Annotated in this window: 25 protein-coding genes and 1 pseudogene; 19 read left to right on the top strand and 7 right to left on the bottom strand. The window is 63.0% G+C overall.

Annotated features, from left to right (window positions below; all coding sequences use genetic code 11):
* The first annotated feature begins 190 nt into the window (after nt 1-190).
* From QTJ18_RS25530 to QTJ18_RS03980, 8 genes and pseudogenes are all read left to right on the top strand, one after another.
* Nucleotides 191-508, top strand: coding sequence for an STAS domain-containing protein (locus QTJ18_RS25530; RefSeq protein WP_367318032.1), 318 nt, complete (start codon nt 191-193; stop codon nt 506-508).
* Nucleotides 505-873 carry a response regulator gene (locus tag QTJ18_RS04010; protein ID WP_252755599.1) on the top strand — a complete coding sequence of 123 codons (369 nt, stop codon included), beginning with the start codon at nt 505-507 and terminating at the stop codon, nt 871-873. Before QTJ18_RS25530 ends, QTJ18_RS04010 begins: the two co-directional genes overlap by 4 nt.
* A complete protein-coding gene (locus QTJ18_RS04005; protein WP_301557762.1) occupies nt 870-3,146 on the top strand; it encodes a chemotaxis protein CheA in 2,277 nt (758 codons plus the stop codon). Before QTJ18_RS04010 ends, QTJ18_RS04005 begins: the two co-directional genes overlap by 4 nt.
* Nucleotides 3,143-3,657: pseudogene (locus tag QTJ18_RS04000) on the top strand (chemotaxis protein CheW). The gene QTJ18_RS04005 and the pseudogene QTJ18_RS04000 overlap by 4 nt, the downstream one beginning before the upstream one ends.
* A gap of 143 nt (nt 3,658-3,800) precedes the next feature.
* A complete protein-coding gene (locus QTJ18_RS03995; RefSeq protein ID WP_301557761.1) occupies nt 3,801-5,615 on the top strand; it encodes a methyl-accepting chemotaxis protein in 1,815 nt (604 codons plus the stop codon).
* Between the two features lie 2 nt (nt 5,616-5,617).
* Nucleotides 5,618-6,127 carry a chemotaxis protein CheW gene (locus QTJ18_RS03990; RefSeq protein WP_301557768.1) on the top strand — a complete coding sequence of 170 codons (510 nt, stop codon included), beginning with the start codon at nt 5,618-5,620 and terminating at the stop codon, nt 6,125-6,127.
* 194 nt (nt 6,128-6,321) lie between these two features.
* Nucleotides 6,322-6,972 (top strand): hypothetical protein, encoded by a 651-nt coding sequence (locus tag QTJ18_RS03985; RefSeq protein WP_252751928.1) that lies wholly within the window; start codon nt 6,322-6,324, stop codon nt 6,970-6,972.
* Nucleotides 6,973-7,090: 118 nt separating this feature from the next.
* Nucleotides 7,091-7,750 carry a Crp/Fnr family transcriptional regulator gene (locus QTJ18_RS03980; RefSeq protein WP_252751929.1) on the top strand — a complete coding sequence of 220 codons (660 nt, stop codon included), beginning with the start codon at nt 7,091-7,093 and terminating at the stop codon, nt 7,748-7,750.
* 56 nt (nt 7,751-7,806) lie between these two features.
* Here QTJ18_RS03980 and QTJ18_RS03975 read toward each other — a convergent pair whose 3' ends face one another.
* The 5 genes from QTJ18_RS03975 to QTJ18_RS03955 all read right to left on the bottom strand — a co-directional run bounded on the left by QTJ18_RS03975 (nt 7,807) and on the right by QTJ18_RS03955 (nt 12,375).
* Nucleotides 7,807-8,934 carry a zinc-dependent alcohol dehydrogenase family protein gene (locus QTJ18_RS03975; RefSeq protein WP_252751930.1) on the bottom strand — a complete coding sequence of 376 codons (1,128 nt, stop codon included), beginning with the start codon at nt 8,932-8,934 and terminating at the stop codon, nt 7,807-7,809.
* A gap of 112 nt (nt 8,935-9,046) precedes the next feature.
* The gene (locus tag QTJ18_RS03970) at nt 9,047-9,961 is read right to left on the bottom strand and encodes a dihydrodipicolinate synthase family protein (RefSeq protein ID WP_252751931.1); all 915 of its coding nucleotides are present in this window, start codon (nt 9,959-9,961) and stop codon (nt 9,047-9,049) included.
* A 24-nt stretch (nt 9,962-9,985) separates the two neighbouring features.
* Nucleotides 9,986-10,864, bottom strand: a complete 879-nt coding sequence (locus tag QTJ18_RS03965; protein ID WP_252751932.1) for an SMP-30/gluconolactonase/LRE family protein — start codon at nt 10,862-10,864, stop codon at nt 9,986-9,988.
* An 84-nt stretch (nt 10,865-10,948) separates the two neighbouring features.
* Nucleotides 10,949-11,662: a FadR/GntR family transcriptional regulator gene (locus QTJ18_RS03960; RefSeq protein ID WP_252751933.1), complete on the bottom strand. Its 714-nt coding sequence runs from the start codon at nt 11,660-11,662 to the stop codon at nt 10,949-10,951.
* A complete protein-coding gene (locus tag QTJ18_RS03955; RefSeq protein WP_252751934.1) occupies nt 11,662-12,375 on the bottom strand; it encodes a ribonuclease activity regulator RraA in 714 nt (237 codons plus the stop codon). Before QTJ18_RS03955 ends, QTJ18_RS03960 begins: the two co-directional genes overlap by 1 nt.
* Before the next feature lie 195 nt (nt 12,376-12,570).
* Between QTJ18_RS03955 and QTJ18_RS03950 the strand changes: the two genes are divergently transcribed.
* From QTJ18_RS03950 to QTJ18_RS03905, 10 genes are all read left to right on the top strand, one after another.
* Nucleotides 12,571-14,520: an ABC transporter substrate-binding protein gene (locus tag QTJ18_RS03950; RefSeq protein ID WP_252752405.1), complete on the top strand. Its 1,950-nt coding sequence runs from the start codon at nt 12,571-12,573 to the stop codon at nt 14,518-14,520.
* A gap of 119 nt (nt 14,521-14,639) precedes the next feature.
* On the top strand, nt 14,640-15,626 hold the full coding sequence (locus tag QTJ18_RS03945) for an ABC transporter permease (protein WP_252751935.1): 987 nt from the start codon (nt 14,640-14,642) through the stop codon (nt 15,624-15,626).
* A 13-nt stretch (nt 15,627-15,639) separates the two neighbouring features.
* Entirely contained in the window at nt 15,640-16,761 is a 1,122-nt protein-coding gene (locus QTJ18_RS03940; protein ID WP_252751936.1) for an ABC transporter permease, read from the top strand.
* 9 nt (nt 16,762-16,770) lie between these two features.
* Nucleotides 16,771-18,495, top strand: a complete 1,725-nt coding sequence (locus tag QTJ18_RS03935; protein ID WP_252751937.1) for an ABC transporter ATP-binding protein — start codon at nt 16,771-16,773, stop codon at nt 18,493-18,495.
* Nucleotides 18,492-19,709, top strand: coding sequence for a mandelate racemase/muconate lactonizing enzyme family protein (locus QTJ18_RS03930; protein WP_252751938.1), 1,218 nt, complete (start codon nt 18,492-18,494; stop codon nt 19,707-19,709). Before QTJ18_RS03935 ends, QTJ18_RS03930 begins: the two co-directional genes overlap by 4 nt.
* Nucleotides 19,710-19,718: 9 nt before the next feature.
* Nucleotides 19,719-20,906, top strand: a complete 1,188-nt coding sequence (locus QTJ18_RS03925; RefSeq protein ID WP_252751939.1) for a galactarate dehydratase — start codon at nt 19,719-19,721, stop codon at nt 20,904-20,906.
* Nucleotides 20,893-21,801, top strand: coding sequence for an aldose epimerase family protein (locus QTJ18_RS03920; RefSeq protein ID WP_252751940.1), 909 nt, complete (start codon nt 20,893-20,895; stop codon nt 21,799-21,801). Before QTJ18_RS03925 ends, QTJ18_RS03920 begins: the two co-directional genes overlap by 14 nt.
* A gap of 178 nt (nt 21,802-21,979) precedes the next feature.
* Entirely contained in the window at nt 21,980-22,735 is a 756-nt protein-coding gene (locus QTJ18_RS03915) for an SDR family oxidoreductase (protein WP_252751941.1), read from the top strand.
* Complete coding sequence (locus QTJ18_RS03910; RefSeq protein ID WP_252751942.1) at nt 22,726-23,247, top strand: gluconokinase; 522 nt, start codon at nt 22,726-22,728, stop codon at nt 23,245-23,247. Before QTJ18_RS03915 ends, QTJ18_RS03910 begins: the two co-directional genes overlap by 10 nt.
* 96 nt (nt 23,248-23,343) lie before the next feature.
* On the top strand, nt 23,344-23,745 hold the full coding sequence (locus QTJ18_RS03905; protein ID WP_252751943.1) for a PAS domain-containing protein: 402 nt from the start codon (nt 23,344-23,346) through the stop codon (nt 23,743-23,745).
* Between the two features lie 43 nt (nt 23,746-23,788).
* Here QTJ18_RS03905 and QTJ18_RS03900 read toward each other — a convergent pair whose 3' ends face one another.
* Both QTJ18_RS03900 and QTJ18_RS03895 read right to left on the bottom strand, forming a co-directional pair.
* Nucleotides 23,789-24,052 (bottom strand): ArsR/SmtB family transcription factor, encoded by a 264-nt coding sequence (locus QTJ18_RS03900; protein ID WP_252752406.1) that lies wholly within the window; start codon nt 24,050-24,052, stop codon nt 23,789-23,791.
* A gap of 327 nt (nt 24,053-24,379) precedes the next feature.
* Nucleotides 24,380-24,847: an Lrp/AsnC family transcriptional regulator gene (locus QTJ18_RS03895; protein ID WP_252751944.1), complete on the bottom strand. Its 468-nt coding sequence runs from the start codon at nt 24,845-24,847 to the stop codon at nt 24,380-24,382.
* 120 nt (nt 24,848-24,967) lie between these two features.
* Here QTJ18_RS03895 and QTJ18_RS03890 point away from each other — a divergent pair, with 120 nt between their 5' ends.
* Nucleotides 24,968-26,446, top strand: a complete 1,479-nt coding sequence (locus QTJ18_RS03890; protein ID WP_252751945.1) for an NAD-dependent succinate-semialdehyde dehydrogenase — start codon at nt 24,968-24,970, stop codon at nt 26,444-26,446.

Raw genomic sequence — 26,446 nt, 5'->3', positions numbered from 1 at the left:
AATGTCTTGCAGCTGTTTTCCCGCATTGCTTTCGACTGGCTTGGCCAAGAATAACTGAGTCGTTAATTCTTGATTATGCCCTTCTTATCAATTTAGAACATACTATTTGTCATCATCCGAAATTAACTATTCGATAGCAGTTTCAGTCAATCATGACCACATATTCGCAACGCTTCACCGGAATGACTTTGTGGTCTCCTCCCTCACACTTCAACTTGACGGCAATCTCACGCTCCGGTCGATTTCGGCGCATCAGGAGAGGCTTCTGTCTGCTCTGTCGCAGCACGGTTTGGTTGAGCTCGACCTTGCCGGTGATGCGCAATTCGATCTGAGTTTTCTGCAGCTTTTGGAATCGGCCCGCATTTATGCGGGCACGGCCGGCCGTGTTGTCCGCCTGTCGCGTGCCGCCGATGGCAGCCTTCTCGATCTTCTGGATCGGGCCGGCTTTCTCTCGGCCATGACGGCTCAGGACCGGCACTTCTGGCTTCATGAAGGAGTAACCGCATGACCGCCCGCATCCTCACCGTCGACGATTCCGCCAGCATCCGGCTGACCACGCGCGTGGCCCTTTCCAATGCCGGCTACAGCGTCACCGAGGCGGTGGATGGCCGGGACGGGCTTGCCAAACTGTCCGCCGGCCAGTTCGACCTCGTCGTGACCGATCTGAACATGCCCAATATGGACGGGCTGACGATGATCCGCGAGCTGCGCAAGATCCCGGCCTTGATGGGCGTGCCGGTGATCTTTCTCACCACCGAATCCGACAATGAACTGAAGGCGCAGGCGAAAGCCGCCGGCGCGACCGGCTGGCTCACCAAGCCGTTCGATCCGGAAAGCCTCGTCAAGATCGCCAAGAAAGTGCTCGGCCGATGAGTTTCCCCGATCCGATCGCCGTCTTCCGCACCGAGGCTGCCGAGCTTCTCGAGCAGGTGGAACAGGGTCTTCTCGACCTCAACCACGACCTTGCCGACAAGGAGCAGGTGGATGCGGTCTTTCGCGGGCTGCATACGCTCAAAGGCTCCGGCGCCATGTTCGGCTTCGAGGCGCTTGCCGCCTTCACCCATCATTGCGAGACCGCCTTCGACCAGGTGCGCAAGGGCCTGGTGCCGGCAACGCACGATCTCGTCACCGCCGTGCTCGGCGCCACCGACCATATGCGGGCACTCATCGAGGTGCCGGGCGGCCAGCATGACGAGATGAGCGAGACCCTGCTGGCGCGCCTGCGCTGCGCGGTTGCCGCCGCCGCGGGAGGTGCCGGAAAGGAAGGGGGCAAGGATGGGGGCATGGATGGAGCCGATGAGCCCGGCGGACCTTGTGCCGCAGATGGCGCTGCGCCGGCCCGGCTGCCGACCTCTGTCGCACATTCCGTTTCAACCCCCGGCTCAACCTCTGTCTCTGGCCCAACCTCTGGCTCTTCCTCAGGCTCTTCCTCCGGACCCGCCGGGCAGGCCGTGACCTATCGCATCCGCTTTCGCCTGCCACAGAATGCCATGGCCAATGGCACCAATCCGCTCGGCCTGCTCGACGAGCTGAGGGAGCTCGGCGCCTGCACCGTCCTGGCCGATATCAGCCCTGTTCCCGCCATCGATACGCTGGTCGCCACCGATCTTTACATCGGCTGGACGCTGGAGCTTGTCACCGACAAGCCGCGCTCGGCCATCGACGACGTGTTCATCTTCGTCATGGACGATATGGAGCTTTCGGTGAGCCTGGCCCCTGCGCCGGACAGCGATACAGCGCCGACGATTGCCGCATCCCAGCCTGCCGTATCCGAGCCTGCCGTACCCGAGCCTGCCGCCGATGGCCCCGCTGCAGCGGCCGCGCCGGATGCGCCTTCGGCCTCCATCACCGCTTTTTCGGCCCCGTCCGTTGCCGCCTCTCCGGCGCCTGCATCTTCAGCATCTTTGGCGACCTCCCCCGCCTCTCCTTCAGGGCGCGCCGCGGCGCCTGCCGATGCCAAGCAGCAGAAGGCTGCCGAGAATGTCCGCGTGCCGGCCGAACGGCTGGACGAGCTGATGGACCGGGTCGGCGAGCTGGTGATTGCCCAGTCGCGCCTCAGCCAGCTCGCCGGCTCTAGCGGCGACCTGATGCTGCGCGCCGTCTCCGAGGATGTCGAGCGCCTGTCGGGCGAGCTGCGCGACACGATGATGGTGCTGCGCATGGTGCCGGTGGCCCAGCTCTTCGGCCGCTTCCGCCGCCTCGTCCATGATCTGGCCATCGAGACCGGCAAGGTGATCGAGCTCGTCACCGAAGGCGAAACCACAGAGGTCGACAAGAGCGTCATCGAGCGGCTGGCCGATCCGCTCGTGCATCTGGTGCGCAATTCCTGCGATCACGGGCTGGAAAGCGCCGAGGAACGGCGCGCAAGCGGCAAATCGCCCACCGGCCGCATCCTGCTGGCCGCTCGCCAGCAGGCCGGCGAGGTCATCATCACCATCAAGGATGACGGCCGCGGCATCGACCGCGAGAGGGTGCGCGCCAAGGCCGAAAGCTCCGGCATCATCGCCGCCAATGCCACGCTTTCCGACCAGGACCTGCTGCAGCTGATCTTCCAGCCGGGCTTCTCCACCGCCCAGCAGGTCACCAACCTGTCCGGCCGCGGCGTCGGCATGGATGTCGTCAAGCGCACCGTGGATGCGCTGCGCGGCACCATCAATGTCGTCTCCAGGCCCGGCCAGGGCTCCGAGATCGCGCTCGCCATCCCGCTGACGCTGGCCATCATCGACGGCCTGCTCGTGCGCGTCGGCACGGGCCGCTACGTCATCCCGCTGTCCGCCGTCGAGGAATGTCTCGAACTCTCCGTCGAAGACGACATGCGCTCGCGCGGGCGAAGCTTCATCTCGCTGCGCGACAGCCTGGTCCCCTTCATCCGCCTGCGCGATCTCTTCCAGACCGGCACAAAGCCCGATCCCTTCCAGAAGGTCGTCGTCATCTCCACCGGCGCCGAGCGCGTCGGCCTCGTCGTCGACCAGATCATCGGCGACCACCAGACCGTGATCAAGGCCATGTCCAAGCTGCATCACGACGTCGTCACCTTCTCCGGTGCGACCATTCTCGGCGATGGCGGCGTCGCCCTCATTCTCGATGTCGCCCATCTCGTGGCGGCCGGTCAGCAACAGGAGGCGCATTTGCGCGCGGCAGGATGAGCGAAGCATTGCGCAAGCTACCAGACCATCTTTGGGAAGGCCGCCAGGAGATCGAGGTCCTCGCCTTCGAGATCGCCGGCGAAATGTTCGCGCTCGAGGCGGTGAAAGTCCAGGAAATCCTCGACCTTCTGCCCGAAACCCGGTGCCCGGCGCCAAGCCCTTCGTCGCAAGCGTCATCAACTTCCGCGGCAAGGTCATCCCGCTGGCCGATATCCGGCTCGCCTTCGGCATGGAGGCAACCACCACCACCATCGACAGCCGCATCATCGTCATCGAACTCGATCTCGACGGCGAGCCGACCTTGACCGGAATCCGGACCGACAAGGTCCACGAGGTCACCACACTCGAACAGGCCAATGGCGAACCGCCGCCCAGCGTCGGAATGCGCTGGAGGCCAGACTTCATCGACTGCCTCGTCAGACGTCAGGGCGAGTTCATCATCATTCCAAACCTCAAGACCATCTTCTCCGCGCAAAGGACGAGGACGGACATTCCAGCACCGCAGATCTAGGTTGGCGGCCATTCGGCCGTCATCTCCGACACCAGGATTACAGGGCCTCATGAGGGGGATCCGACCAGCCCGCGGGCATGGTCAAAGGGCGATGATCAAAGCCCGCGTCACCCATCAACACCATTTTGCTGAAAGAGCTTCTCATGCGCTTTACCATTAAACTCAAGCTGGCCCTGGCCTTCGGCTTTCTGATCCTGCTGTCGAGCGCGACCGTCATCATCGCGATCTCCAACCTGGCAGCCCTGAACACGGCCGTCACCGATATCGTCGACGGCCCCTCCGCCAATTTGCGGATCTCCTCGGATATGTCGGTGGGCATCCTCAACGCAATCCGGGATGAAAAGAACGCCATCATCAATACGAATCCCGACCTGATCAACGGCTTCGTCTCCTCGGTGAGCAACAATCTGCAGCAGGCCGATCAGGCGCTCGAAGTGCTGGTTCGCAGCAAGAACCCGCTTATCGCCGAAAAGGCGACGGAATTGACCCACCAGCTTGCGACATGGCGGCAGATCGATGAACGCGTCCTCAAACTGGCGATCGAGAACACCGCGCAGAGCAATGCTGCGGCCGGAGACCTGTCGATGGGCGAAGGGCGCAAGGCCTTCAATGAGATGCTCATCAGCCTGGCGGCCGTTCGGGAAGCCATTGCCGCCGATCTGAAGACGACGGATGAAGCGACCAATGAACAGTACAACGATTCCCGCAACCTGCTGATCGCCGCACTGGCAACGATGTTCGTCCTGTCGGTCGGCGTCGCCACCTGGATTGCGCTGGGCATCAATAGCGGCCTGAAGAAGGTGAAGAGCGTTGCCGATGCGGTGGCGATCGGCGACCTCGACCAGGAGATCGACATCAAGACCAATGACGAAATTCGCGACGTCGTCGAGAGTGTCCGCATCATGACCGGCAATCTGCGGGAAACGGCTCGCGTTGCGGATCAGATTGCCAATGGCGACCTGACCGTCAATGTCAAGCCGCTCTCTGACAAGGATACGCTCGGCATGTCCCTGAGGAGCATGGTGGAGCGCCTGCGGGCGGTGGTGGGCGACGCGCTGTCGGCCTCCGACAATGTCTCCTCCGGCAGCCAGGAATTGTCGGCAAGCTCGGAACAGCTGAGCCAGGGCGCGACCGAACAGGCCTCGGCGGCCGAACAGGCCTCCTCCTCGATGGAAGAAATGGCGGCCAATATCAAGCAGAACGCCGAAAATGCCAGCCAGACGGAAAAGATCGCCCGCCAGTCGTCGCGCGATGCCGAAGCCTCCGGCCAGGCCGTCGGCAAGGCCGTCGGCGCCATGCGCACGATCGCCGAGAAGATCTCCATCGTGCAGGAAATCGCCCGCCAGACCGATCTTCTGGCGCTGAATGCGGCTGTCGAAGCGGCGCGCGCCGGCGAACATGGCAAGGGCTTTGCCGTGGTGGCCTCGGAAGTGCGCAAGCTTGCCGAGCGCAGCCAGGCCGCGGCCGCGGAAATCTCCGCCCTGTCCGGCGACACGGTGGTTGCGGCAACGGAGGCCGGCGAAATGCTGAACCGTCTGGTGCCCGACATCCAGAAGACCGCGGAACTGGTTTCGGAAATCTCGGCCGCCTGCCGCGAACAGGATATCGGCGCTGCCCAGATCAACCAGGCGATCCAGCAGCTCGACCAGGTGACGCAGCAAAATGCCAGCGCCTCCGAACAGATGTCCGCGACATCGGAAGAACTGGCCGCACAGGCCGAGGAACTGCAGGCCTCCATCGCCTTCTTCCGGATCGAACAGTCGAACCGGCACCTGTCCGCGAAGGCTGGCGCGAGCCGCGTTGCACCGGCGGCCAGCCGGGCGGTTCATCGTCCGCTTGCGGTTAAGCGCGCCGATAACAGCGTGGCTGCCCAGCAGGCGCGGGCCAAGGGTTTCGCGCTCGACATGACGGTCGGCGGCCCCGACGAACACGATGCCGATTTCCGGGAAAGCGCATGACCATGCTCGCCACCACGGAAGCCCAGTTCGTGACCTTCAGCCTCGGCGCGGAAATCTTTGCCGTGCCGGTGGATGTGGTGCGCGAGATCCTCGACCATGAGGAGGCCTTCAGGATCCCGCATGGGCCGGAGTATCTTCTCGGGCTGCGCGATGTGCGCGGCCAGGGCGTCCCGGTCATCGACCTGCGCCTGCGGCTCGGCATGTCGCGCACGGACAAGACACCGCATACCCGCATCCTGGTGATCGATGTGCCGATTGCCGGCCGCATCCTCACCCTCGGCCTTGTCGCCGACCGGGTCTACGAGGTCGTGCCCTTCCAGAAGAGCCGGATCGAGAGCCCTCCGGATATCGGCATTGCCTGGCGTTCCGATTATATTGCCGGCGTCGTGCGCCGCGATGGCGGCTTCGTCGTCATCGTCGATCTCGCCCGCCTCTTCTCCGATTCCGGCAGCGCGCTTTCCAGCAGCGCGCTTGCCGGCCTCGCACAGCCAGATCACCAAAGCGTCGCATGATGGGGTTTGCCGGCCTGAGGCCGGCAGACGTCCCAGCGGGTCGCCGGATCTAGCCTCTCATTGCCCGGACGGCAAAGCCCGAAACCTTCGTCCAGCGCCCGGTGCCCTCGTCGCTCCGGCTTGAGCGATCCTCCTTGCTCTTTGCTCTCTTGCTCCCCCCTTTTTCGCGCCTTCATGCCTTGTGGCGGGCGCAAGTGTCGCAGCCCGAAACCTTTGTTCGAAGCCAGGAAGGGCGCTATAAGATCGAGGTTAGCTGCGCTAAGGGCGGTATCGGCCTGACGCCATTTGCGACCTTGATGCGGCTAGCGCTTGTGGTGGTCCGGTATGCCTGCCGAACTGCGATCATTTTGAGGTTTGATGTCACGATCAAGCCGCCGGCCTTCGACAGCGACAGGACGATGATGACAGCTTGGAGCAGGATAAGAGACGCGCTGACCCGCCTTCTATGCGTCGTTGCGTTGCTGCTGGTCTCCCTCTCCCACGCTCCTCCTGGCGCTTCTGCCGCTTTGGGGCCGGCTGCGGCAGTCCTTGGGTCTGGCACCGTCGTCGAAATCTCGCCAATCGCTGCCGAGGCAAACGCCTATACCCTTCCCGATGGCACAGTTCCTGATCTTTGCCTTGTGAAGAAGGACAAGGCCAGGCACCAAAGCCGCAGCCTCGGCATCGGCTGCGAGGCCTGCCGGCTTTCCCTGGACATCGCGTTGCCAGCGCCGCCGGACAGTGCTTGCGGCAACAGGAGCAAGCCGGGCACGCGCCTGCCGGTTTTCACCGATTCCGTGATCCCTCCACGCCTGTTTTTGCCGAATGCCGCACCGCGGGCGCCACCTCTCCCGGCCGTTCTCTGACTGATCGTCGAAATGTGAGAACCGCTGTCGCAGATGACAGCCTTGTCAGCTCGGCCGGCAGATCCGATCCGTAGGATCTGGCCGGCGAAAGCCGGAAGATTCCATCATGTTGAACAGATTGCCGGATGCCTTCGGGAAGATCCACCGCCACGGCCCGCCCGAAATCGACCCTGTGGCGATGGCTGTCACGAGCCTGCCGCCGCACGCCCTCATCCCGCTGCGCTCCCGCAAGGTGCCGCTGGTGTTTCGGATCGAGAGCGGATGCGTGGCCCTTTTTACGGACCTGCCCGATGGACGCCGGCAGATCCTCGACGTGCTTGGCCCGGGTAGCGTGATCAGCGGGGATTTGCTTGACGCCGGCCACGGCAAGGCCATCACTCTCACTTATTGCCACCTCGAACGGATCGCCGCCGCAGATCAGCCCCGGATAGTCGATGCGGCCGCGCGCCAGATGCTCCTCCGGGCGCAAGCCCATAGCCTTCTCCTGGGGCGAAAGACGGCACCCGAGCGGGTGGCCAGCGCCCTTCTCGACCTCGCCGACCACTTTTCGCGCCCGAAGCGCACGGCCAGTAACCGCCGCATCACCATCATCCTGCACCTGACGCGGGCAGAGCTTGCGGACTGGCTGGGTCTGACGCCGGAAACCGTCAGCCGCTGCCTGAGCAATTTCAAGCGATCCCGCCTGATTTCCTTCGATCAGCCGGAACGGATCATCATCCGCGAGCTTGCGGCATTGAGAGCTTTGGCCGAGGGCAGCAAGGGCGAGCCGTCAGCCTGACCGCCCGGACCATCGTCGCTGGCTTTTTCACGCCCTTCCGTTGCAATGCCCGGCCGTCAATCGAAGACGACGATCTGACGCAGGGCCGAGCCGTCCGCCAGCCTGTCGAAGCCGTCATTGATCTCGTCAAGGCGGAAGCGATGCGTGAGCAACCTGTCGATCGGCAGCTTGCCGCGCCGATAGAGATTGAGAAAGCGCGGTATGTCTCGAGCAGGCACGCCGGAGCCGAGATAGCTTCCCTTCAGGATCCGCTCCTCCGCCACAAGCGAGGCGGCGGGAAGCTGCATCATGGCAGCAGGATGCGGCAAACCGGCGGTGATCGTCGTGCCGCCGCGCCGTGTCACGGCATAGGCAAGTTCCAGCGCCTTGACGGAACCGGCAAATTCCAGCGCCACCTCGACGCCGCCCTTCGTCAACGCGCGCAGCCCTGCCACCAGATCCGCATCGCCGGCATTGAACGTATGAGTGGCGCCCATCTGCCGGGCCGCGGCAAGCTTGGAATCGAGACGATCAACGGCGATGATGGTTTCGGCGCCGGCCGCAACGGCACCCAGCACCGCTGCCAGCCCGACGCCGCCCAGTCCGACCACGGCGACGGAGCCTCCGGGACGTATATCGCCGGAGTTGAACACCGCTCCGGCGCCGGTCAGCACTGCGCACCCCATCAGGCCCGCAACGTCAAGGGCGATGTCCTGATCGATCTTCACCAGCGAGCGGCGGGAGACTGTTGCATAGTCGGCAAAGCACGATATGCCGATATGATGATGGAGCGGCTCTCCATGGCGCTTCAGCCGCATTGCGCCGCCCAGCAATTCACCGCGGCCATTGGCTGCCGCGCCGGGCTCGCAGAGCGCTGGACGGCCTTCGGCACAAGGCAGGCAGTGCCCGCAACTGGGAACGAAGACGAAGACCACATGATCGCCAGCCTGAAGATCATGGATATCCGCGCCAACCTCCTCCACCACGCCGGAGGCCTCGTGGCCGAGCACCATCGGCAAGGGTCTCGGCCGATTTCCGTCGATGACGGACAGGTCCGAATGGCAGAGCCCCGCGGCCGCAATTCTGACCAGAACCTCCCCACGCCCCGGCCCTTCGAGATCCACCTCCTGGATGCGCAGAGGCCTGGCTGAGGCATAGGGCGGTTCAACGCCCGTTCTATCCAGGACGGCTGCCCTGATCTTCATGACTGTCTCCTCTGATCGACGCTGCCCCTGCTGACTCTCCCACCCGGGGCAGGTGCAGAATGAGGCGTCTCGTCAGGAAGATCAATGAGAGCCGGTTGCCAAAGGCAGATGATCAGGCGGTGACAGATCCGCTCTGCCAGTCCTGGAGCATGGCTTTGAGCGCCTGGCGGTCGCCTTCGTCCAGCTCGGGAAGCCCCGGAAGCCGCACCGGCCCGACATTCAGACCGCTCATAGCCACCGCCTCCTTCACCACCGTGACATTGGCCCCGTTGCGATATTTCGTCCGCAGCCGCTCAAAACCCTCGATGCGGGAGACGACCGCTCGCGCCGCGGCGAAATCCCCTTTCTGCAGGGCCGACAAAACGGCAAGCGAAAATTGCGGTGCCACATTGACCAGCCCGGACGTGAAGCCCTGGGCACCGACAGCAGCAAAGGCCGGCGCCCAGCTTTCCGCCAGACCGCAGACGAAGATCGCACCGGCTGGATCGGCGGCAACAATGGCGCGCGCAAGCAGCATCAGATCGGGCGTGGCGAATTTGATACCGGCAATATTGGCATGGCCCGCAAGGCGCGTCAGATCTTCCACGGCAAAGCCATCGGCGCGCACATAGGCGACCAGAGGCAGGGGCGAAAGCTCTGCAAGGCGTCGGAAATAATCGATCTGTGCCTGTGGCGCGGCGAAGGGATCGACCGGCTGATGCGCCATCACGGCAGATGCTCCCATGTCCTTGGCGCGCTGTGCCAGATCCACCGCCTCCCGGAGCGAGCGGCCGATCGCGGCCGTCACCGGCGCCCTGCCATCGACGCCCCGAATGGCTGCCTCGTAAACCCGCAGGATCTCGCTCGGCGTCAGCGCGTAGAACTCACCGGTATTGCCGGCCGCGACGATATTGTGGATCCCCGCCGCCGCCACACGGGCATAGACCTGGGCGGTGACGTCCGGCTCCACCTCGCCACGCGCATCATAGGCGGTGACCGGGACGCCGGAAATGCCTCGCAGCGCCGTCTTCATCGGTTCCATCGGCATGGGAAACTCCTCCTGATCCAGGCGTCAAACGGGAAAGCGGTGGACCGGAACGCCCGGCACATCCACCTCGAAGGCGATCACGGTTCCCATCTCATCGATGACCCCCTCCTTGCGCTTCAGACTGGTTACATAGACAGTCTTCAGCTCCGGTCCGCCGAAACAGGGCATTGTCGGCCCGCTGACGGGAAGCTGGTACAGCTCGACGATTTCTCCCTCCGGCGACATGCGATTGAGCTTGCCGTCCAGAACACCGGCACTCCAGTAAAAGCCCTGCATGTCGGTTGCCGCACCGTCCGGGCGTCCCTCGGCATTGGTGAAGTCGAAGAGCCGCCGGGCCGGGCCAAGCGCGCCGGTCTGAGGATCGAAGGCGAAGCTCTGCAGAAACTGCTGGCTGCTGTCGGAGTGGAACATGGTCTTTCCATCCGCGCTCCAGGCGAGCCCATTCGACGTATTGAGGCCATCCAGGACCTGATCGAAACTGCCATCCGGCGCCACCCGATAGAGCCGCGCATTGCCGGTCTGCGGAACGGCCTCGTCGCGCGTGCCGACCCAGAAATGCCCGTCCGGACCGACTTTGCCGTCATTCAGGCGGCTATCCGCGCGGCCACCATCCGGATCGCACAGGCGTTCCAGACGTCCGGTCTCCGGATCCATTAGATGAACACCCGTCTGCAGGCCGACGGCGATCCGGCCGCTCTCGCAAAGCGCCAGGCAGCCGATGAGGGCAGGCATGGGAAAGTGCGAGACGCTGCCGCCGGCATGGATGCACAGGACGGCGGGAGCCAGGATGTCGACAAGCCACAGATCGCCGCTGCGATCATCCCAGCACGGCGATTCCCCCACATGCAAAGGTCGATCCAGCACTGTGCGGGTCTTCGGGTGAATGATCGTGGTCTGCGGCATGACTGCCTCCCTCATGACAGACGATTATCAGAAACCTGCACCAGGACCCGCCTCCTCCGGCGATGCCATGCGGCAGATGGAATGTCAGACGCCGCGGAACATTCGCGCCCGGGCATTGAGAATATGGGTCTTCATCGCGGCGTGGGCATCCGCTTCCCGTCGCTCGAAAATGGCCCGCACGATGGCGTCGTGTTCGTCCTGCACGGCGCGGACATGGTCCGGCGTCCGCTTGAGGCTGAGACTTCTCGTCACCGACATGCCGATCGCGATATGCGGCTTGAACCACTCCCGGACCATCGTATGAAACTGGTTGCCGGTTGCCTGCGCCACCGCGTCGTGAAACTGCTGATCTTCCTCGGCGCCGAGATCGTGGCGCAACAGACAGCGCTCCAGCGCCTCGAATGTGGCTTGGATCCGGGTCTTGTCGGCCGCCTGCCAGTTGCGGGCGGCAAGGGCGGCGGCCTCAGCCTCCAGCCCGGCCCGGAACTCGAAGAAGCGCTGCACATCGGCCAGCGAGCCCACCGGCACCTGGGTCAGGACGGAGGAATCGGGTCGTTGGCGAACGTAGGATCCGGAACCCTTGCGCGATACGATCAGCTCGTCCTTGCGCAGCCGTTCCAGCGCCTCCCGCACAACGGGACGTGAAGCGCCGAGCATGCCGGCAAGGCTGGTCTCCGACGGCAATCGTTCGTGGACGGGAAACCGCCCATCGGCGATCATCGACACGATCTTCTCGTAGATGATGTCGCTGTAGCGTGTCTGGCCGCTCGACCTGGCGATCAGCTCCGGTTTGTTCATTATCGCCCCTTGTTTCGACGCCAGTCGGCATATTCGGCCTCCGCCTCGGCATTCGGCGGATACAGACCGAAAATGCCACGGCCGGCTTTGACTTGCTCTTCGACGAAATCTTCGAAGACCGTCTGCTCGAAGGCTTCGGCAGCGATCTCCTCCGCAATTTTTGCGGGGATCACCACGACGCCCTCGTCGTCTCCCACGATGACATCGCCCGGATAGACGGCGACATCGCCGCACCCGATCGGCTGGTTGATATCCAGCGCGTGGTGACGGATCAGATTGGTGGGTGCCGACGGCGCCGCGTGATAGGCCGGAAACGGCAATTTCGCGATATCCGGCGTGTCGCGAAAACCGCCATCGGTCACCACGCCCGCCACGCCGCGCTTCCACAGGCGTGTCACCAGAATGCCCCCTGCCGAAGCGGCCGAGGAATCTTTTCGGCTATCCATGACGAGGACCGCGCCCTCCGGGCATTCCTCGATGGCCCGGCGCTGCGGATGGCTACGATCATTGAAGGCGCCGACATGGTCCAGGTCTTCGCGCGCCGGAATGTAGCGCAGCGTAAAGGCCTCGCCGACCATGCGCGGTGCATCGGGATTGATCTTGTGTATGCCGCGGATGAAGACATTGCGCAGCCCCCGCTTCAAGAGAACCGTGGTCAACGTCGCCGTCGACACCGCTGCCAGCATGTCCTTAGACTTGTCAGATATTGCCATATTGTCCTCCAGCGGCGTCTCAACGCCTCTCTCCACAGCGAGAGGCATAGGCAAGCTGTAAAAATCTGTCAATACTTGTCATCATCTGAAAAGGTGTCTATGGTCCTGGCGTCGGCCTTGGAGGGGCCGTGCCGGATCGGCTTGGGAGAGCCGCCTATGATCCGGCCTATCGAGGGATCGCGGGAGGAGAATGCGATGCACGACGAGGAATTCCGATCACGTGGCGTGACCCGCCGCACCATTCTGGCTGGCCTGAGTGCGACGGCGGCTCTTTCGCTGGTTCCCCGCGGCGCTGCGGCGGCGGAGGGCAAGGAGGCCCCGCAACTGGCGGCCATGGTCAAGGATGGCAAACTGCCGCCACTGGCCGAACGGCTTCCGCCGAAGCCCATGGTGGTGACGCCGCTGGAGAAGGTCGGCACTTATGGCGGCAGCCTGCGGCGCGGCCTGCGCGGTTCATCCGATCACAACGGCATCCTGCGCATGGTGGGCAATCAGAGCCTCGTGCGCTGGAACATGGAATTCACCGAAGTGCTGCCGAACCTTGCCGAGCGCTGGGAGGTCAGTGCCGATGCGACCATCTTCACTTTCCACCTGATCCCCGGCGTCAAATGGTCCGACGGCCACCCCTTCACCGCCGATGACGTCGTGTTCGCGATCGAGGATTGCGTCAAGAATACCGAGCTCTACAGCTCGACGCCGGCCCAGCTGGCCGTCGCGGGCAAGCCGGTGCTGGTCGAGAAGATCGACGACCAGACGGTCAAATTCACCTTTGCCGCACCGAACGCGCTGTATCTGGAAAACCTCGCCACGCCGCTCGGCCAGCACCCGACCCTGTTTGCCAAGCACTATTGCAGCAAGTTCCTGCCCAAATACAATTCCAACCTCGATGCCGACGTCAAGGCAGCCGGCGTGTCCAGCTGGACCGAGCTTTTCCGCGCCAAATGCGGTGACATCGAAATCCCCTCGCGTTGGTCCAATCCGGAAAAGCCGGTTCTGGATCCGTGGGTGGTCAAGGAGCCCTATTCCGGCGGCGCGACCCGCGTGGTGATGGAGCGCAACCCCTACTTCTGGCAGGTGGATACCGAAGGCAACCAGCTTCCCTATATCGACGAACTGAACTTCGGCATCTCGCAGGACGTTGAATCCCTGATGCTGAACGTGATTTCCGGCAAGATCGACATTCAGGAGCGCCATATCAGCGTGCTGGCGAACAAGCCGACACTGTCGCAGAACATGCAGAAAGGCGACTACCGGCTGCTGTCTCTCGTTCCCTCGGCCGCCCAGCAATGCCAGATCTACCTGAACATGACACACAAGGACCCGGCGATGCGAAAGATGTTCGCCGACAAGTCCTTCCGCCAGGCGCTGTCGCTCGGTGTCAATCGTCAGGAAATCATCGATATCGTCTATTTCGGCCAGAGCGAGCCCTATCAGACGGGACCGCGGCCGGGTCACCCCTGGTATCACGAGAAGCTCGCCCGTCAGTTCACCGAATTCGATCCCGATCAGGCCAATGCCCTGCTCGACAAGGCCGGTTTCGACAAGAAGGGACAGAACGGCATGCGCCTGCGCCCGGACGGGCAGCCGGTCTTCTTTGCCATCGATGTCATTCCCACACTGTATCCGGACCTGGTCGATACCTTGGAACTGGTCAAATCACACTGGGCGGAGATCGGCATCGACATGAAGGTCAATACGATCGAGCGGGCTCTCTACTATACGCGCGGAGATGACAACGCCCATGATGCCGCCGTCTGGCCGGGTCCCGGCGGGCTCGACCCGATGCTCGATCCACGCGATTACTTCGCCTTCCACCCGCAGGGCTCGCGCTACGCCATCCCGTGGACGCTCTGGTACACGTCGAACGGCGCCAAGGGCGAAGAGCCGCCGGAAAGCCAGAAGAAGCGGTTCAAGCTGTTCGACGAAGCACGCTCGACGGCCGATATCGACAAGCGCGGGGCGATCATGAAGCAGCTCTTCGACCTGGCAGCGGACGAATTCGAGACTGTCGGCATCTGCCTTGCGGTCGGCGGCTTCGGTATCATCCGCAACAATCTGCGCAATGTCCCGGAGAAAGAGCCGGACAGCTGGTCCTGGCCAAACCCCGGACCCGCGCTTCCGCAGCAATTCACCTTCACCAGCTGATAGCCGACAAACCGGCGCCGACCGCCAGCGGACGACGCCCCACCCAATGCCTGAGCCCGGCCACATATCCTAAAGGGATGTGCGGCCGGAGCCCGGACGGATGTCTGCGAGTATCTGCCATGCTGAAATTCATCGTCAAACGGCTCTTGTGGATGATCCCATCCCTGTTCGCCGTCAGTTTCCTCGCCTTCGTGCTGATCCAGCTGCCGCCAGGAGACTATGTCACCACCTATATCGCCACGCTGGCCGCCTCCAACGAAATCATCGACCAGAATACCGCAGCCAGCCTTCGGGAGCGCTTCGGTCTCGGCGACCCCCTCCTCATCCAGTATTTCAAATGGATCTGGGGGATCATCACCGAGGGTGATTTCGGCATTTCCTTCGAATGGCAGCAGCCCGTGTCAGGCCTGATCTGGGAACGTATGGCGCTGACGCTGATCCTTGCCGTGGCAAGCCTCCTGGCCACCTGGGCCATCGCCCTGCCGATCGGCGTCTATTCCGCCGTGCGCAAATACTCGATCGGCGACTACATGTTCACCGCCTTCAGCTTCCTCGGGCTGTCGATTCCCTCTTTCCTGCTCGCCCTGGTGCTGATGTATATCGCCGCGGTGGAGTTCGGACAGGATGTCGGCGGGCTGTTTTCGCCGCAATACGAGACCGCGCCCTGGAGCCTGGCAAAGATGGCCGATCTGCTGGCGCATCTGTGGCTGCCGGTCATCATCCTCGCGGTCTCCTCGACCGCCAGCCTGATCCGCGTCATGCGCGCCAATATGCTGGATGAACTGCCCAAGCCCTATGTGACGACCGCCAGGGCGAAGGGGCTTTCGGAATTCCGCCTCCTGACCAAATATCCGATGCGCATTGCGCTCAATCCGTTCATCTCGACGATCGCCTGGCTGCTTCCAAACCTGATTTCGGGATCGGTCGTCGTCGCCATCGTCCTCAACCTGCCAACCGCCGCTCCGCTCCTCCTGCAGGCGCTGATGGCGCAGGACATGTATCTCGCCGGCGCCTTTGTCCTGCTGATCTGCGCGCTGACGCTGATCGGCTCCCTGATCAGCGACATCCTGTTGGCGCTGGTCGATCCGCGCATCCGGCTCGAATAGAGGACACGCTGCCATGGCCGATATCGCCATCACCACCATCCAGCCCGACCGAGCCGCCGTCGCATCGCAATGGCAGCTCATCTGGTGGGCCTTCAAGCGCCACCGCCTGGCGATGATATCCCTCTGGGTCACCATTGCCATGTATCTCGTGGCACTCGTGCCCGGCTTTTTCGCGATCAATGACCCGAACCAGCAGAATGCCCGGGCGACTTTCCACCCGCCGCAGCCGATCCACTTCATCGATACCAGCAACGGCTTCTCCATCAGCCCCTATTTCCATCCGCTGAAACTGACGCGCGATCCTGAAACGCTCGCCGCGATCTACGAGGAGGACGAGACGCGCAAGATCGGCATCCGGCTGTTCGGACAGGGCTATGAGTATTCGATCCTGGGACTTTTCAATGCGAACATCCATTTGATGGCGTCTGCCGAGCCTCGCCAGCCGATCTTTCTGTTCGGCGCCGACAGGCTGGGGCGCGACGTCTTCAGTCGTGTCGTCCAGGGCGCCCAGGTCTCCCTGTCCATCGGCCTGGTCGGCGTCTTCATCTCGCTGATGCTCGGCGTCATCCTCGGCGGAATTTCAGGCTATTATGGCGGCAGGATCGACTTCGTCATGCAGCGGGTCATCGATTTCGTCCTCTCGCTGCCGACAATTCCGATCTGGCTGGCCATGGCCGCAGCCCTGCCGCAGGGCTGGCCGGCAACGCTGCAATATATGATGATCACCATCATCCTGTCGCTCACCGGCTGGGCGCAGCTTGCGCGTGTCGTGCGCGGCCGCTTCCTGTCGCTCCGGACCGAGGAATTCGTCGCGGCGGCCAGGCTCGACGGCGTGTCCGAAGGACGCATCATCTTCCGCCACATGCTGCCGAGCTTCTCCAGTCACATCATCGCCTCGGTGACGCTTGCCGTACCGGCCATGATCCTGGCGGAAACCTCGCTCTCCTTCCTGGGCCTTGGCCTGCAGCCGCCGACCATCTCCTGGGGCGTCCTCCTGCGCGAGGCCCAGAATATTCGCTCGATCGCCACGGCACCCTGGCTCTTCATGCCCGGCCTTGCCGTCGTCGTTGCCGTCATGGCGCTCAACCTGCTCGGCGACGGTCTGCGCGACGCAGCTGATCCCTATAACAAGTGAGGGCGGATCATGTCTGCTATAGTCTCCATGCCGCCCCGCAAGCCTCTTCTGGACGTGCGAAACCTGGTGACGGAGTTTCCGCTTCGCACCGGCGTGTTCCGCGCCGTCGATGACCTGTCCTTCTCGATCGAAGCGGGCAAGACCTTGTGCGTGGTCGGCGAAAGCGGGTCCGGCAAGTCGGTGACCGCGCGCTCGATCCTGCAGATCATCGACGCGCCCGGCCAGATCGCGTCCGGCTCCATCCTGCTGAACACCGAGAATGGCACACCGGTCGATCTCGCCGCACTGAACCCGCGCGGCAAGCAGATCCGCGATATCCGCGGGCGCGACATCGCCATGATCTTCCAGGAGCCCATGTCATCGCTGTCGCCCGTCCACACCGTGGGGGACCAGATCACCGAGGCCCTGCGGCTGCACATGCGCATGACCAAGGCACAGGCTAGGGCGGAGGCTATCTCGCTTCTGAGACAGGTCGAAATCCCCAATCCCGACCAGGCGATCGACCGCTACGCTTTCCAGTATTCGGGCGGCATGCGCCAGCGCGCCATGATCGCCATGGCCCTTGCCTGCAAGCCGAAGCTGCTGATCGCGGACGAGCCGACGACTGCTCTGGACGTCACGACCCAGGCGGAAATCCTGGACCTGATCGCCAGGCTGCAAAAGCAGACCGGCATGGCCGTGCTCTTCATCACCCACGACATGGGCGTGGTGGCACAGATCGCCGATGATGTGCTGGTGATGCATCACGGAGTGGCGAAAGAATACGGGCCGGTGGAGCAGATCTTCCACTCGCCGCAGGATGACTACACCAAGATGCTCATCGGCTCCGTGCTGAAACTGGAGCAGAAGGCCGAGATCAGGCTGGCGCGCCCGCCGCTCGATCGCAGCGCGGCGCCGATCCTCGAAGTCAGGAACCTCACGCAGGATTTCGGGACCGTCAAGGCGCTGGATAATGTGTCGATCTCGCTTCTGCCGGGCGAAACCCTCGGCATTGTCGGGGAAAGCGGATCGGGCAAGACGACGATGGGCCGTGCGATCATGCGCCTCTACGATCCGACCGCCGGCGAAATTCTCTACCGCAAGGCGGACGGGACGGTCGTCGATCTGGCCAAGATCGAGGGGGCAGCGCTCAAGGCGGCGCGTCGGGAATTGCGAATGGTGTTCCAGGATCCGTTCGGCTCGCTCAATCCCCGCATGACGGTGGCCCAGGTCATTGGCGAGCCGCTGCTCGTCAACGGCATTGCACGCGGCAAGGAGCTCGACGAGCGCGTCAGCCACCTGATGGAACAGGTTGGTCTCGATCCGCGTGGGCGCGAGCGTTACCCACATGCCTTTTCCGGCGGTCAGCGCCAGCGCATCGGCATTGCGCGCGCCATCACCCTCAATCCGCGCATTATCGTCGCCGACGAGGCAACCTCGGCGCTCGACGTATCCGTGCGCTTCCAGGTCCTCGATCTGCTGATGAAGCTGCAGGACCAGCTCGGCCTCGCCTATATCTTCATCAGCCACGATATCGGTGTCATCCGTTACATGTGCGATCGGGTGGGCGTGATGTATCGCGGCAAGATCGTTGAAGTGGGCGAGGCCGAGAAGGTCTGCAACGCCCCCGATCACCCCTATACCCAGGCACTTCTCTCAGCGATCCCGCGGCCTGATCCGCGCGATCGCGACCGCTCGCGACGGTTCCGCTATGTCGAATCCCCCACTATCAAGAATGGAAGCTCCGCACGATGAAGATCACGGCAATCCGTACCTTTCTGATGCATGCCGGCCAGCCGGACCCATCCAAATGGGCCTCCGACGGGCATGCCGAGCACGTTACGCAGCACAAGCTCGAAGGCACGCGCAACTGGCTGTTCCTGAAGATCGAGACCGACGAGGGCATAACCGGCATCGGCGAATGCTCCGGCTGGCCGCGCGTGATCGAGACGGCGATCAAGGATCTCGCGCCGCTGCTGATCGGCGAGGATCCCGCACATATCGAAAAGCTCTGGCAGAAGATGGCGATCGCCATGATGGGCCATGGCATGCTCGGCACTGTGGGAGCCGGGGCGATGACCGGCATCGACATGGCGCTCTGGGATATCAAGGGGAAGGCGCTTGGCGTGCCAGTCTGGATGCTGCTCGGCGGCAAGATGCGCGACCGCATTCCGATCTACTCGCATGCCAATACGCCCGAGCGGGCGCTGGCGGTCAAATCCCGCGGCATCAAGGCGATCAAGTGCGGCGGCGTTGCCGATCCGGTTCGCAAGGTGGCGCGCCTGCGCGAGGCGCTCGGCGACGAGATCGATATCGCGATCGATCTGCACGGCCCGCCTTGGATGACGCCGGCAGATGCCTGCCGTCTCGTGCGCGCATTGGAGCCGTACGAATTGCTCTGGGTAGAAGATCCCATCGCGCCGGACAATGTCGAAGGCTATCGCCGCATCCGCGATGCCGCCCATATCCCGCTTGCGGCAGGCGAGCGCAGCGCCACCATATTCGGTGAGCGCCAGCTGATCGAGCAGGAACTGGTGGACATCATCCAGCCGGATACGGGGCGAGCCGGCGGCATTACGCAGATGAAGAAGATCGCCGCCATGGCGGAAGCCCATCACATCCAGATGGCGCCGCATTCCGGCTCGCTGGGTCCGGTTGCCGAATATGCAGCCCTGCATGTTCTGGCGTCCATCCCCAATGCGCTGATCCTCGAGCGCATCGACGATGACTGGGAGGGGCGCCAGCACACGATCGTGCCGCATCCGGTTCAGACGGACGGCTTTCTCGCAGTTCCCGACGCCCCCGGTCTCGGCTGCGACATCGACGAGGACTTCGTGGCGCGCTTCCCGAGCGAAGGCAATGTGTCCATTCCCGTGCCGGAGAGTTCCAAGTCCTACAATCCCGGCACCTATGGCGAGCATCTGTATGTTCAGACCCGCCTTCAGCGCCGCAATTATTTTCGTGCATGAGGCCGTCTGATGAAAATTGATCGAATGCGGGTCCATGTGACGCGGGACAAGGATCGCCCGAGGGTCATCGTCGCACTGGATACCGATGATGGGCTGACAGGCTGGGGCGAATGTTACAATCACGGCCCCGACCTCGCCCTGCCGCCGCTTCTGGACTATCTTTACGGCTTCGTCGCCGGGCAGGATCCGACCCGGGTCGAATATCTCGTCAACCTGCTGGTCCAGCAATGCCGCTTCCCGCCCGGCGCACTTGGATTGTCGGCAATCTCGGCAATCGACCATTGCCTCTGGGACCTCGCCGCCAAGGCCTTGAACGTTCCGGTCTACAAGCTCCTTGGCGGCGCTGTGCGCGATCGCATCCGCGTCTATGCCGGCGTCTACACCGCCCCCGATGCGCCGGCTGCGCGCGATGAGTTCGACCGGCTGAACGAGGGCTGGGGTTTCAACGCCTTCAAGCTCAGCCCCTGGAGGATCGATATCCATGCGAACCGCTGGGGAGAGGTAATCCGCTCATCGGCGGACTATTTCCGGACGCTGCGCGAGACCGTGCGCGCAGATTACGACATCGCCTTCGATGCGCATGCGAAAATCTTCGAGCCCGCCGCGGCCCGGCAACTCGGCAACGCGCTTGCCCCTTACGATCTTTTGTTCTTCGAAGAGCCGCTGCGGCCGGAAAATTTCGAGGCCTGGGGCGAGCTGAAACAGGGCCTGAACTGCACGCTGGCCACGGGCGAATCGCTCTACAGCCGATATGAATTCCTGCGCCTTCTGCAGGTGAAGGGCGCCGACTGGGTGCAGCCGGATATCTGCGTGGTGGGCGGGATCACGGAAATGCGCAAGATTGCCGTTCTGGCTGAAGCGCATTTCGTCAGTATCGCGCCGCATAATCCCATGGGACCCCTGGCGACCGCGGTCAATGTTCACTTCGCCGCGGCCACGCAGAACTTTCGCATCCTCGAATATCGTCTGCCGAAAGGCCAGTGCTATGTCTATGGCGGTACGGAGATCGAGAGCCGGGAGGACGAGACGCGCTATGTGGTCGATCCCTACCTGCCCAAGGACGGCTATCTGGAACTGAGGCCGGACAGGCCCGGCTGGGGCGTCGAGATGGATGAGAAGGCCATGCAGGAGGATGGATACATCCATTGGCAAAGGCGCGTCCCCAAACGGCCCGACGGTTCCTATGCCTTCGCCTGACGCCCGAAACGCGGCAGGCGACGTCACGATTGGCGAGAGCGCCCTGCGCGCCGCCTTTCGCCCGGCCGCCGGCGGCCGCATGAGCCGCCTCTGGCACCGTGACCTGGGCGATATTCTGGTGCCGATGTCGAGCGAGCCCTTCGCGCCTTTCGAGTGGCCGAAGGCGGGCGCCTATCCGTTGTTTCCGTTCCACAACCGGGTGAGAGGCGGTGTGCTGCGGCACGCCGGCAAGAGCTACCGGCTCGCCCCGCATCCGGCGCTCAAGCCGGATGGCATGCACGGACCAGCCCATCGGCGCGTCTGGACCGTCAGCCACCGGGATCGGAACGCGATCGGTCTGGTCCTCGACTATGCGGCCGACGAGGATTGGCCCTTCGATTTCCGGGCGGAGCAGGATTTCGCAATCGATGGCGACAGGCTGACAGTCGCTCTGCGGCTGATCAATACCGGCCGCGACGTCATGCCGGGCGGTCTCGGCTGGCATCCCTATTTCGATGCAGCGCTGTTCGACAGGGCCTCCACCGATGCGAAGCTGACCTATCCCCTCGACGGCCAGAACCTGCCGAACGGCGCTGCACCCGAACTGCGCCGCAAGGATCTTCTGCCGGATGTGGCAGGCTATACGATCCATCTTGCGGCATGGTCGCGAGCACAGATCGTCCGGGATCGCGGCTTTATGGTGGAGATGACCTACGCGCTCGGGCTTCCGCATCTCGCTGTCCACCGAATGCCGGACTATCTCTGCCTTGAGCCGGTCTCCCACCGGGCCGGCGCACTCGACCGAGCCTCCCTGACGGAAGAGGAAGAGGGGCTCGCCGAGATTTCGCCCGGACGCTGGATCGAAGCGCGCTTCGCAGTCGAGGTCAGAGGGCTAGGTTCGCGGCCAACAGAGTAGCCATCTTGATCGGTGGCAGGGCAGAGCGGGCAGATGGAAGGACCGGAGCTTTATGACCGTTCCGCGCCTCTGTAACGGGTCCGCACTCGCCGCTTGACATTGATCAGCGATCCATCATCCAGTGGCGGCGAACGCCGAGGCGGACGGCGCATCTTTCGGCATGGGAGAGGACGAGAGTTTGACCATCAACCTGTTCAATCTGGAGGGCAAGCGGGCGCTGATCACCGGCTCCTCGCAGGGGATCGGCTTTGCGCTGGCCCAGGGCCTGGCGAATGCCGGTGCCAAGGTCGTGCTGAACGGCCGCAACCGCGACCGGCTGGAAGCGGCCGCAGCGACGATCGACGGCTCTGATACGCTCTCTTTCGACGCGACGGATCATCAAGCAGTCCGCCTAGCCATAGACGACCATGAAGCCAAGGGCCTGTCCATCGACATCCTGGTCAACAATGCCGGCATGCAGCACCGGGCGCCGCTGGAGGATTTCCCGGCCGATGCCTTCGAGCGCCTTCTCCAGACCAATATTGCCAGCGTCTTTCATGTGGGCCAGGCGGTCGCGCGCCATATGATCGGCCGAGGCCGGGGCAGGATCATCAACATTGCCAGTGTTCAGTCGGCCCTGGCGCGACCTTCGATCGCGCCCTATACGGCGACGAAGGGTGCCGTTGCCAACCTGACCAAGGGCATGGCAACCGACTGGGCTCGCTATGGCCTCAACTGCAACGCCATCGCTCCCGGCTATTTCGACACGCCGCTCAACGCCGCTTTGGTCGCGGATCCCGCCTTTTCCGCCTGGCTCGAGAAGCGAACGCCGGCCGGCCGTTGGGGCAGAGTCGAGGAGTTGCAGGGCGCCTGTATTTTCCTCGCCTCCGACGCGTCGAGCTTCGTCAATGGCCACATCCTCTATGTCGATGGCGGAGTAACCGCATGCCTGTGACCTCACGGATCGTTGTGATGGGCGTTGCAGGCAGCGGCAAGTCGACCATCGGGGCCATGCTGTCGCAGCGCCTCGGCATGCCGTATCGGGATGGCGACGATCTCCATTCGCCGCAATCCGTCGAGAAAATGCGTCTCGGCACGCCGCTGACGGACGAGGACCGATGGCCCTGGCTCGATCGGATCGCACAGACATTGAACCGGGACGCGCCGCTGATCATCGGCTGTTCCGCTCTCAAACGCGTCTATCGCGACAGGATCAGGTCCGGCGCCGGCGGTGCGGTCGTTTTCGTCCATCTTTCCGGAAGCCGGCAAGTCATTGCCGCACGCATGGCGCACCGCAGTGGCCATTTCATGCCGATGTCCTTGCTGGACAGCCAGTTTCAGGCGCTCGAAACTCCAGGCCCCGACGAAGCGGTGGAGGTCGATATCGATCGACCGGCGGCCGAGATCGTCGATCGGATTCTGGCCAAGCTGATGACCTGGCAGGAAGCACCAACCGCCGCTCGTTAGCGGCAACAAGACCCTACCTTGGTAAGCCACTTACCTTGAAGTTGCCTTCAGGAACCCTAGAATACACTTGTGGGTAGTGGTGCAAGAGGAGAGCGCATGTGTCCCGCGGAGACAGTCTATGCGGCGCAGGATTTTGAGGTTCCCGAAACGGGTCTGTTCACCTGGGACATTCCCGACAATATTCTGTATGCCGACCATGCGCTTGCAGAACTGTTCGGATTGGATGCGCTTCAGGCAGAGCAGGGCCTGCCCGTCGAAACCTATCTCTCACGCGTGCACCCTATAGACCGGCCACGCCTGGCGAAGACCATACGGGACTGTATTGTGCTGCACAGACCGCAGCAGGACTCCTATCGGGTGTGTGGACTGGACGGCTACTACAAGGATGTCGTCTGTTTTGCGCGGGTCTTCCGCAACAGAAGCGGAGATCCGGTCCGCTATGCCGGCATTGTCGTGCCGGCTGCCGTTGCAAGAGACCGTGCGCCGTCGATTTTCTGATGCGAAAGCCCGTGTCCCTGCGGCATGCGGAAGCTCGCTTCCGTCAGGAGGCGACCCCGGTCCCTGGTTCAGCTTTCGAATACAGTTCTTCCAGCGTCGACAGGATCCGGCGGACGCCCACATGCTGCGTCGAATAATAGATGGTTTGCGATTCTCGCCGCGCCGTCACCAGTGCATCCGCGCGAAGCTTGGCGAGATGCTGGGATAAAGCGGATTGGCTCAAGCCGACCTGCATGGCCAGTTCGCCTACACCCATCTCTTTTTCGGAAATGATCTTCAGGATCTGCAGACGCTTCTCATTCGCCATGGCGACCAGCAACCTTGCCTGGCTATCCAGGAGGTCTGGCAATTGCTCCAACGATGGCTCTGCAGAAACGCTGTTGTCGCCTACCATCACGTTCTATCCACCGAAGTCCGACATATCACCTTGCCTGCCCTCCAGATCCTGAACGCCTGGGATCAGCCAAGAGGGTCGGTCCAACAGGTCGCGCAGATCAGCGGCGGCGCTTGAAGGCGTAGAACCTTTGGCACGAGGCGTCAATCTAAAGCTGTCGGCGCAGCCCCGTTTCTTCCCGACAAGGTTCAACTCTGCCACAGCAAGACTAACCGGACCTTGTCGCACCTCTGTATTTCCTCAGTCTTGAATAGGAAATGCAAAGCCCGCTTTCACCCGATCCATGACGACCATGGTCTTGAAGCCCTTGATGTCATGGTTCTCATAGAAGAAGCGGCGCGTGAAGGCCTCGTAATCCTCCATGTCCTTTGCCGTGATCACCAGGATGAAGTCCGCATCGCCGGTAACGTAGAAGCCGATCATGACCTCCTTCGTCGCTCGGATCGCCGCCTTGAACCTGTCGACAATATCCGCACGCTCGCGCTCCAGAGAAACAGTGACGATCATGGTGATACCGCGGCCGACCGCTTTGGGCGATACGATCGACACATCCGCCTCGATCACCCCTTCTTCCCGCAGCCGCTTCAGTCGCCGCTGGCATGCCGTCGCAGAAAGATTGACGATCGCCGCCAGTTCCTCCGATGTCAGCCGGTTGTTCGCCTGCACCGCCTCAAGCAATGCCCGATCCGCCCTGTCCAGTGTCGCCATGCAGAAATTCTCCGCTTTTCTCGATTAGATTGCATAAATCCTGCGCAAGCTCAGCTGTCAACGCCGTCTGACGGCGCGAGCTACAGGTTACTCTTCGCCGTCGCCAGCTGGGAGAGTTTCATGAATGGCATTGCACAAAAAGCGCTTGAAGAGCTGAAGCGGCCCGATCTCGTTGAACACCGCGCCTTTCTCGCCGGTCATTGGATCGCACGCGACCATTCCCTCGGCATCGTCGATCCGGCGAGCGGCGAGCTTATTGCCAGTGTCGCGGCCTGTTCACAAGCCGATGTCGATACCGCCGTCGAGGCGGCAGGCGCGGCCTTCCTGACATGGCGCGATACGCGGCCAGCCGAGCGCGGCCGGATCCTGCGCGAATGGGGCCGCCTGATGCGGGACAATGCCGAGGATCTGTCGGTCATCATGACGGCTGAGCAGGGAAAGCCGCTGGCGGAATCGCAAGGCGAGATCGCATATGCCGCGAGCTTTCTGGACTGGTTCGCCGGAGAGGCGGAGCGTGCCTATGGCGAGACGATCCCGAGCCATCTGGCCGACAGCCGGCTTTCTGTGCAGATGCAGCCATTGGGCGTGACAGTGGCCATCACGCCGTGGAATTTTCCGTCCGCGATGATCACGAGAAAGGCCGGTGCCGCCCTGGCGGCGGGCTGCACGATGATCGTGAAGCCAGCCCCTGAGACCCCGCTCTCGGCCCTGGCTCTTGCCAGACTGGCGCAGGAAGCGGGCATCCCCGCCGGCGTCTTCCAGGTCATAACGGGGGAAGCGGCACCCCTTGCGCGCCGTCTGCTGGAGCACACGGCCGTACGGGCCTTCTCCTTCACCGGCTCGACGGAGGTTGGCCGCATTCTGCTCTCGCAATCGGCCCAGACCATCAAGAAGGCCTCGCTGGAACTTGGCGGCCATGCACCCTTCCTTCTTTTCGAGGATGCGGATCTGCCAAAGGCCGTCAAAGGTTGCCTCGGCGCAAAATTCGCAACCTCCGGCCAGGACTGCCTTGCGGCGAACAGGATCTATGTCCAACGCCGCGTCTACGACCGCTTTGTCACGCAGTTCGCGGAGGCTGCCGCAAGCCTGACTGTCGGCCACGGCCTTCAAGCCGGAACGGATATCGGTCCCATGACAAGACCCTCCGTCGCGCAGAAGTGCCGGCAGCAGATTGCCGAGGCGCTCTCGGCCGGAGCGCGCCTCGTCTGCGGTGGTCAGGACAGCCCGCTCGGCGGCAATTTTGTCGCGCCGACGGTGCTCGCCGATGTCACCGACGACATGCTGATTGCCCGGGAAGAGACATTCGGTCCTGTCGCCGCGATCCTGCCCTTCGACACGGAAGACGAGGTTCTCGCGCGGGCCAATGCCACCGAAATGGGTCTGGCCGCCTATGTCTACACCAACGATCTTGCGCGCGCGATGCGCCTGACCGACCGGCTGGACTACGGCATGGTCGCCGTCAATACGCCGAAATTTACCGGAGCCCCCATTCCGTTCGGCGGATGGAAGCAGTCCGGCCTGGGCCGCGAGGGATCGCGCCACGGCATCCTCGAATATCTCGAAGCCAAATATGTCTGCTTCGGCAATCTTGCTGCATGA

It is taken from the genome of Rhizobium sp. SSA_523 (assembly GCF_030435705.1).
Classification (GTDB): Bacteria; Pseudomonadota; Alphaproteobacteria; order Rhizobiales; family Rhizobiaceae; genus Neorhizobium.
This window is presented reverse-complemented; position numbering and strand designations above follow the sequence as displayed.

Excerpts from the sequence above, each read along its gene's own strand:
- QTJ18_RS03900 (WP_252752406.1), bottom strand. The coding sequence starts at position 24,052 with ATGGCGAATGAGAAGCGTCTGCAGATCCTGAAGATCATTTCCGAAAAA.
- QTJ18_RS04010 (WP_252755599.1), top strand. The coding sequence starts at position 505 with ATGACCGCCCGCATCCTCACCGTCGACGATTCCGCCAGCATCCGGCTG.
- QTJ18_RS03925 (WP_252751939.1), top strand. The coding sequence starts at position 19,719 with ATGAAAATTGATCGAATGCGGGTCCATGTGACGCGGGACAAGGATCGC.
- QTJ18_RS03950 (WP_252752405.1), top strand. The coding sequence starts at position 12,571 with ATGCACGACGAGGAATTCCGATCACGTGGCGTGACCCGCCGCACCATT.
- QTJ18_RS03945 (WP_252751935.1), top strand. The coding sequence starts at position 14,640 with ATGCTGAAATTCATCGTCAAACGGCTCTTGTGGATGATCCCATCCCTG.
- QTJ18_RS03890 (WP_252751945.1), top strand. The coding sequence starts at position 24,968 with ATGAATGGCATTGCACAAAAAGCGCTTGAAGAGCTGAAGCGGCCCGAT.
- QTJ18_RS03970 (WP_252751931.1), bottom strand. The coding sequence starts at position 9,961 with ATGCCGATGGAACCGATGAAGACGGCGCTGCGAGGCATTTCCGGCGTC.
- QTJ18_RS03955 (WP_252751934.1), bottom strand. The coding sequence starts at position 12,375 with ATGGCAATATCTGACAAGTCTAAGGACATGCTGGCAGCGGTGTCGACG.
- QTJ18_RS03990 (WP_301557768.1), top strand. The coding sequence starts at position 5,618 with ATGCTCGCCACCACGGAAGCCCAGTTCGTGACCTTCAGCCTCGGCGCG.
- QTJ18_RS03995 (WP_301557761.1), top strand. The coding sequence starts at position 3,801 with ATGCGCTTTACCATTAAACTCAAGCTGGCCCTGGCCTTCGGCTTTCTG.
- QTJ18_RS03910 (WP_252751942.1), top strand. The coding sequence starts at position 22,726 with ATGCCTGTGACCTCACGGATCGTTGTGATGGGCGTTGCAGGCAGCGGC.
- QTJ18_RS03975 (WP_252751930.1), bottom strand. The coding sequence starts at position 8,934 with ATGAAGATCAGGGCAGCCGTCCTGGATAGAACGGGCGTTGAACCGCCC.
- QTJ18_RS03930 (WP_252751938.1), top strand. The coding sequence starts at position 18,492 with ATGAAGATCACGGCAATCCGTACCTTTCTGATGCATGCCGGCCAGCCG.
- QTJ18_RS04005 (WP_301557762.1), top strand. The coding sequence starts at position 870 with ATGAGTTTCCCCGATCCGATCGCCGTCTTCCGCACCGAGGCTGCCGAG.
- QTJ18_RS03940 (WP_252751936.1), top strand. The coding sequence starts at position 15,640 with ATGGCCGATATCGCCATCACCACCATCCAGCCCGACCGAGCCGCCGTC.
- QTJ18_RS03935 (WP_252751937.1), top strand. The coding sequence starts at position 16,771 with ATGTCTGCTATAGTCTCCATGCCGCCCCGCAAGCCTCTTCTGGACGTG.
- QTJ18_RS03965 (WP_252751932.1), bottom strand. The coding sequence starts at position 10,864 with ATGCCGCAGACCACGATCATTCACCCGAAGACCCGCACAGTGCTGGAT.
- QTJ18_RS03920 (WP_252751940.1), top strand. The coding sequence starts at position 20,893 with ATGCCTTCGCCTGACGCCCGAAACGCGGCAGGCGACGTCACGATTGGC.
- QTJ18_RS03895 (WP_252751944.1), bottom strand. The coding sequence starts at position 24,847 with ATGGCGACACTGGACAGGGCGGATCGGGCATTGCTTGAGGCGGTGCAG.
- QTJ18_RS03905 (WP_252751943.1), top strand. The coding sequence starts at position 23,344 with ATGTGTCCCGCGGAGACAGTCTATGCGGCGCAGGATTTTGAGGTTCCC.
- QTJ18_RS03960 (WP_252751933.1), bottom strand. The coding sequence starts at position 11,662 with ATGAACAAACCGGAGCTGATCGCCAGGTCGAGCGGCCAGACACGCTAC.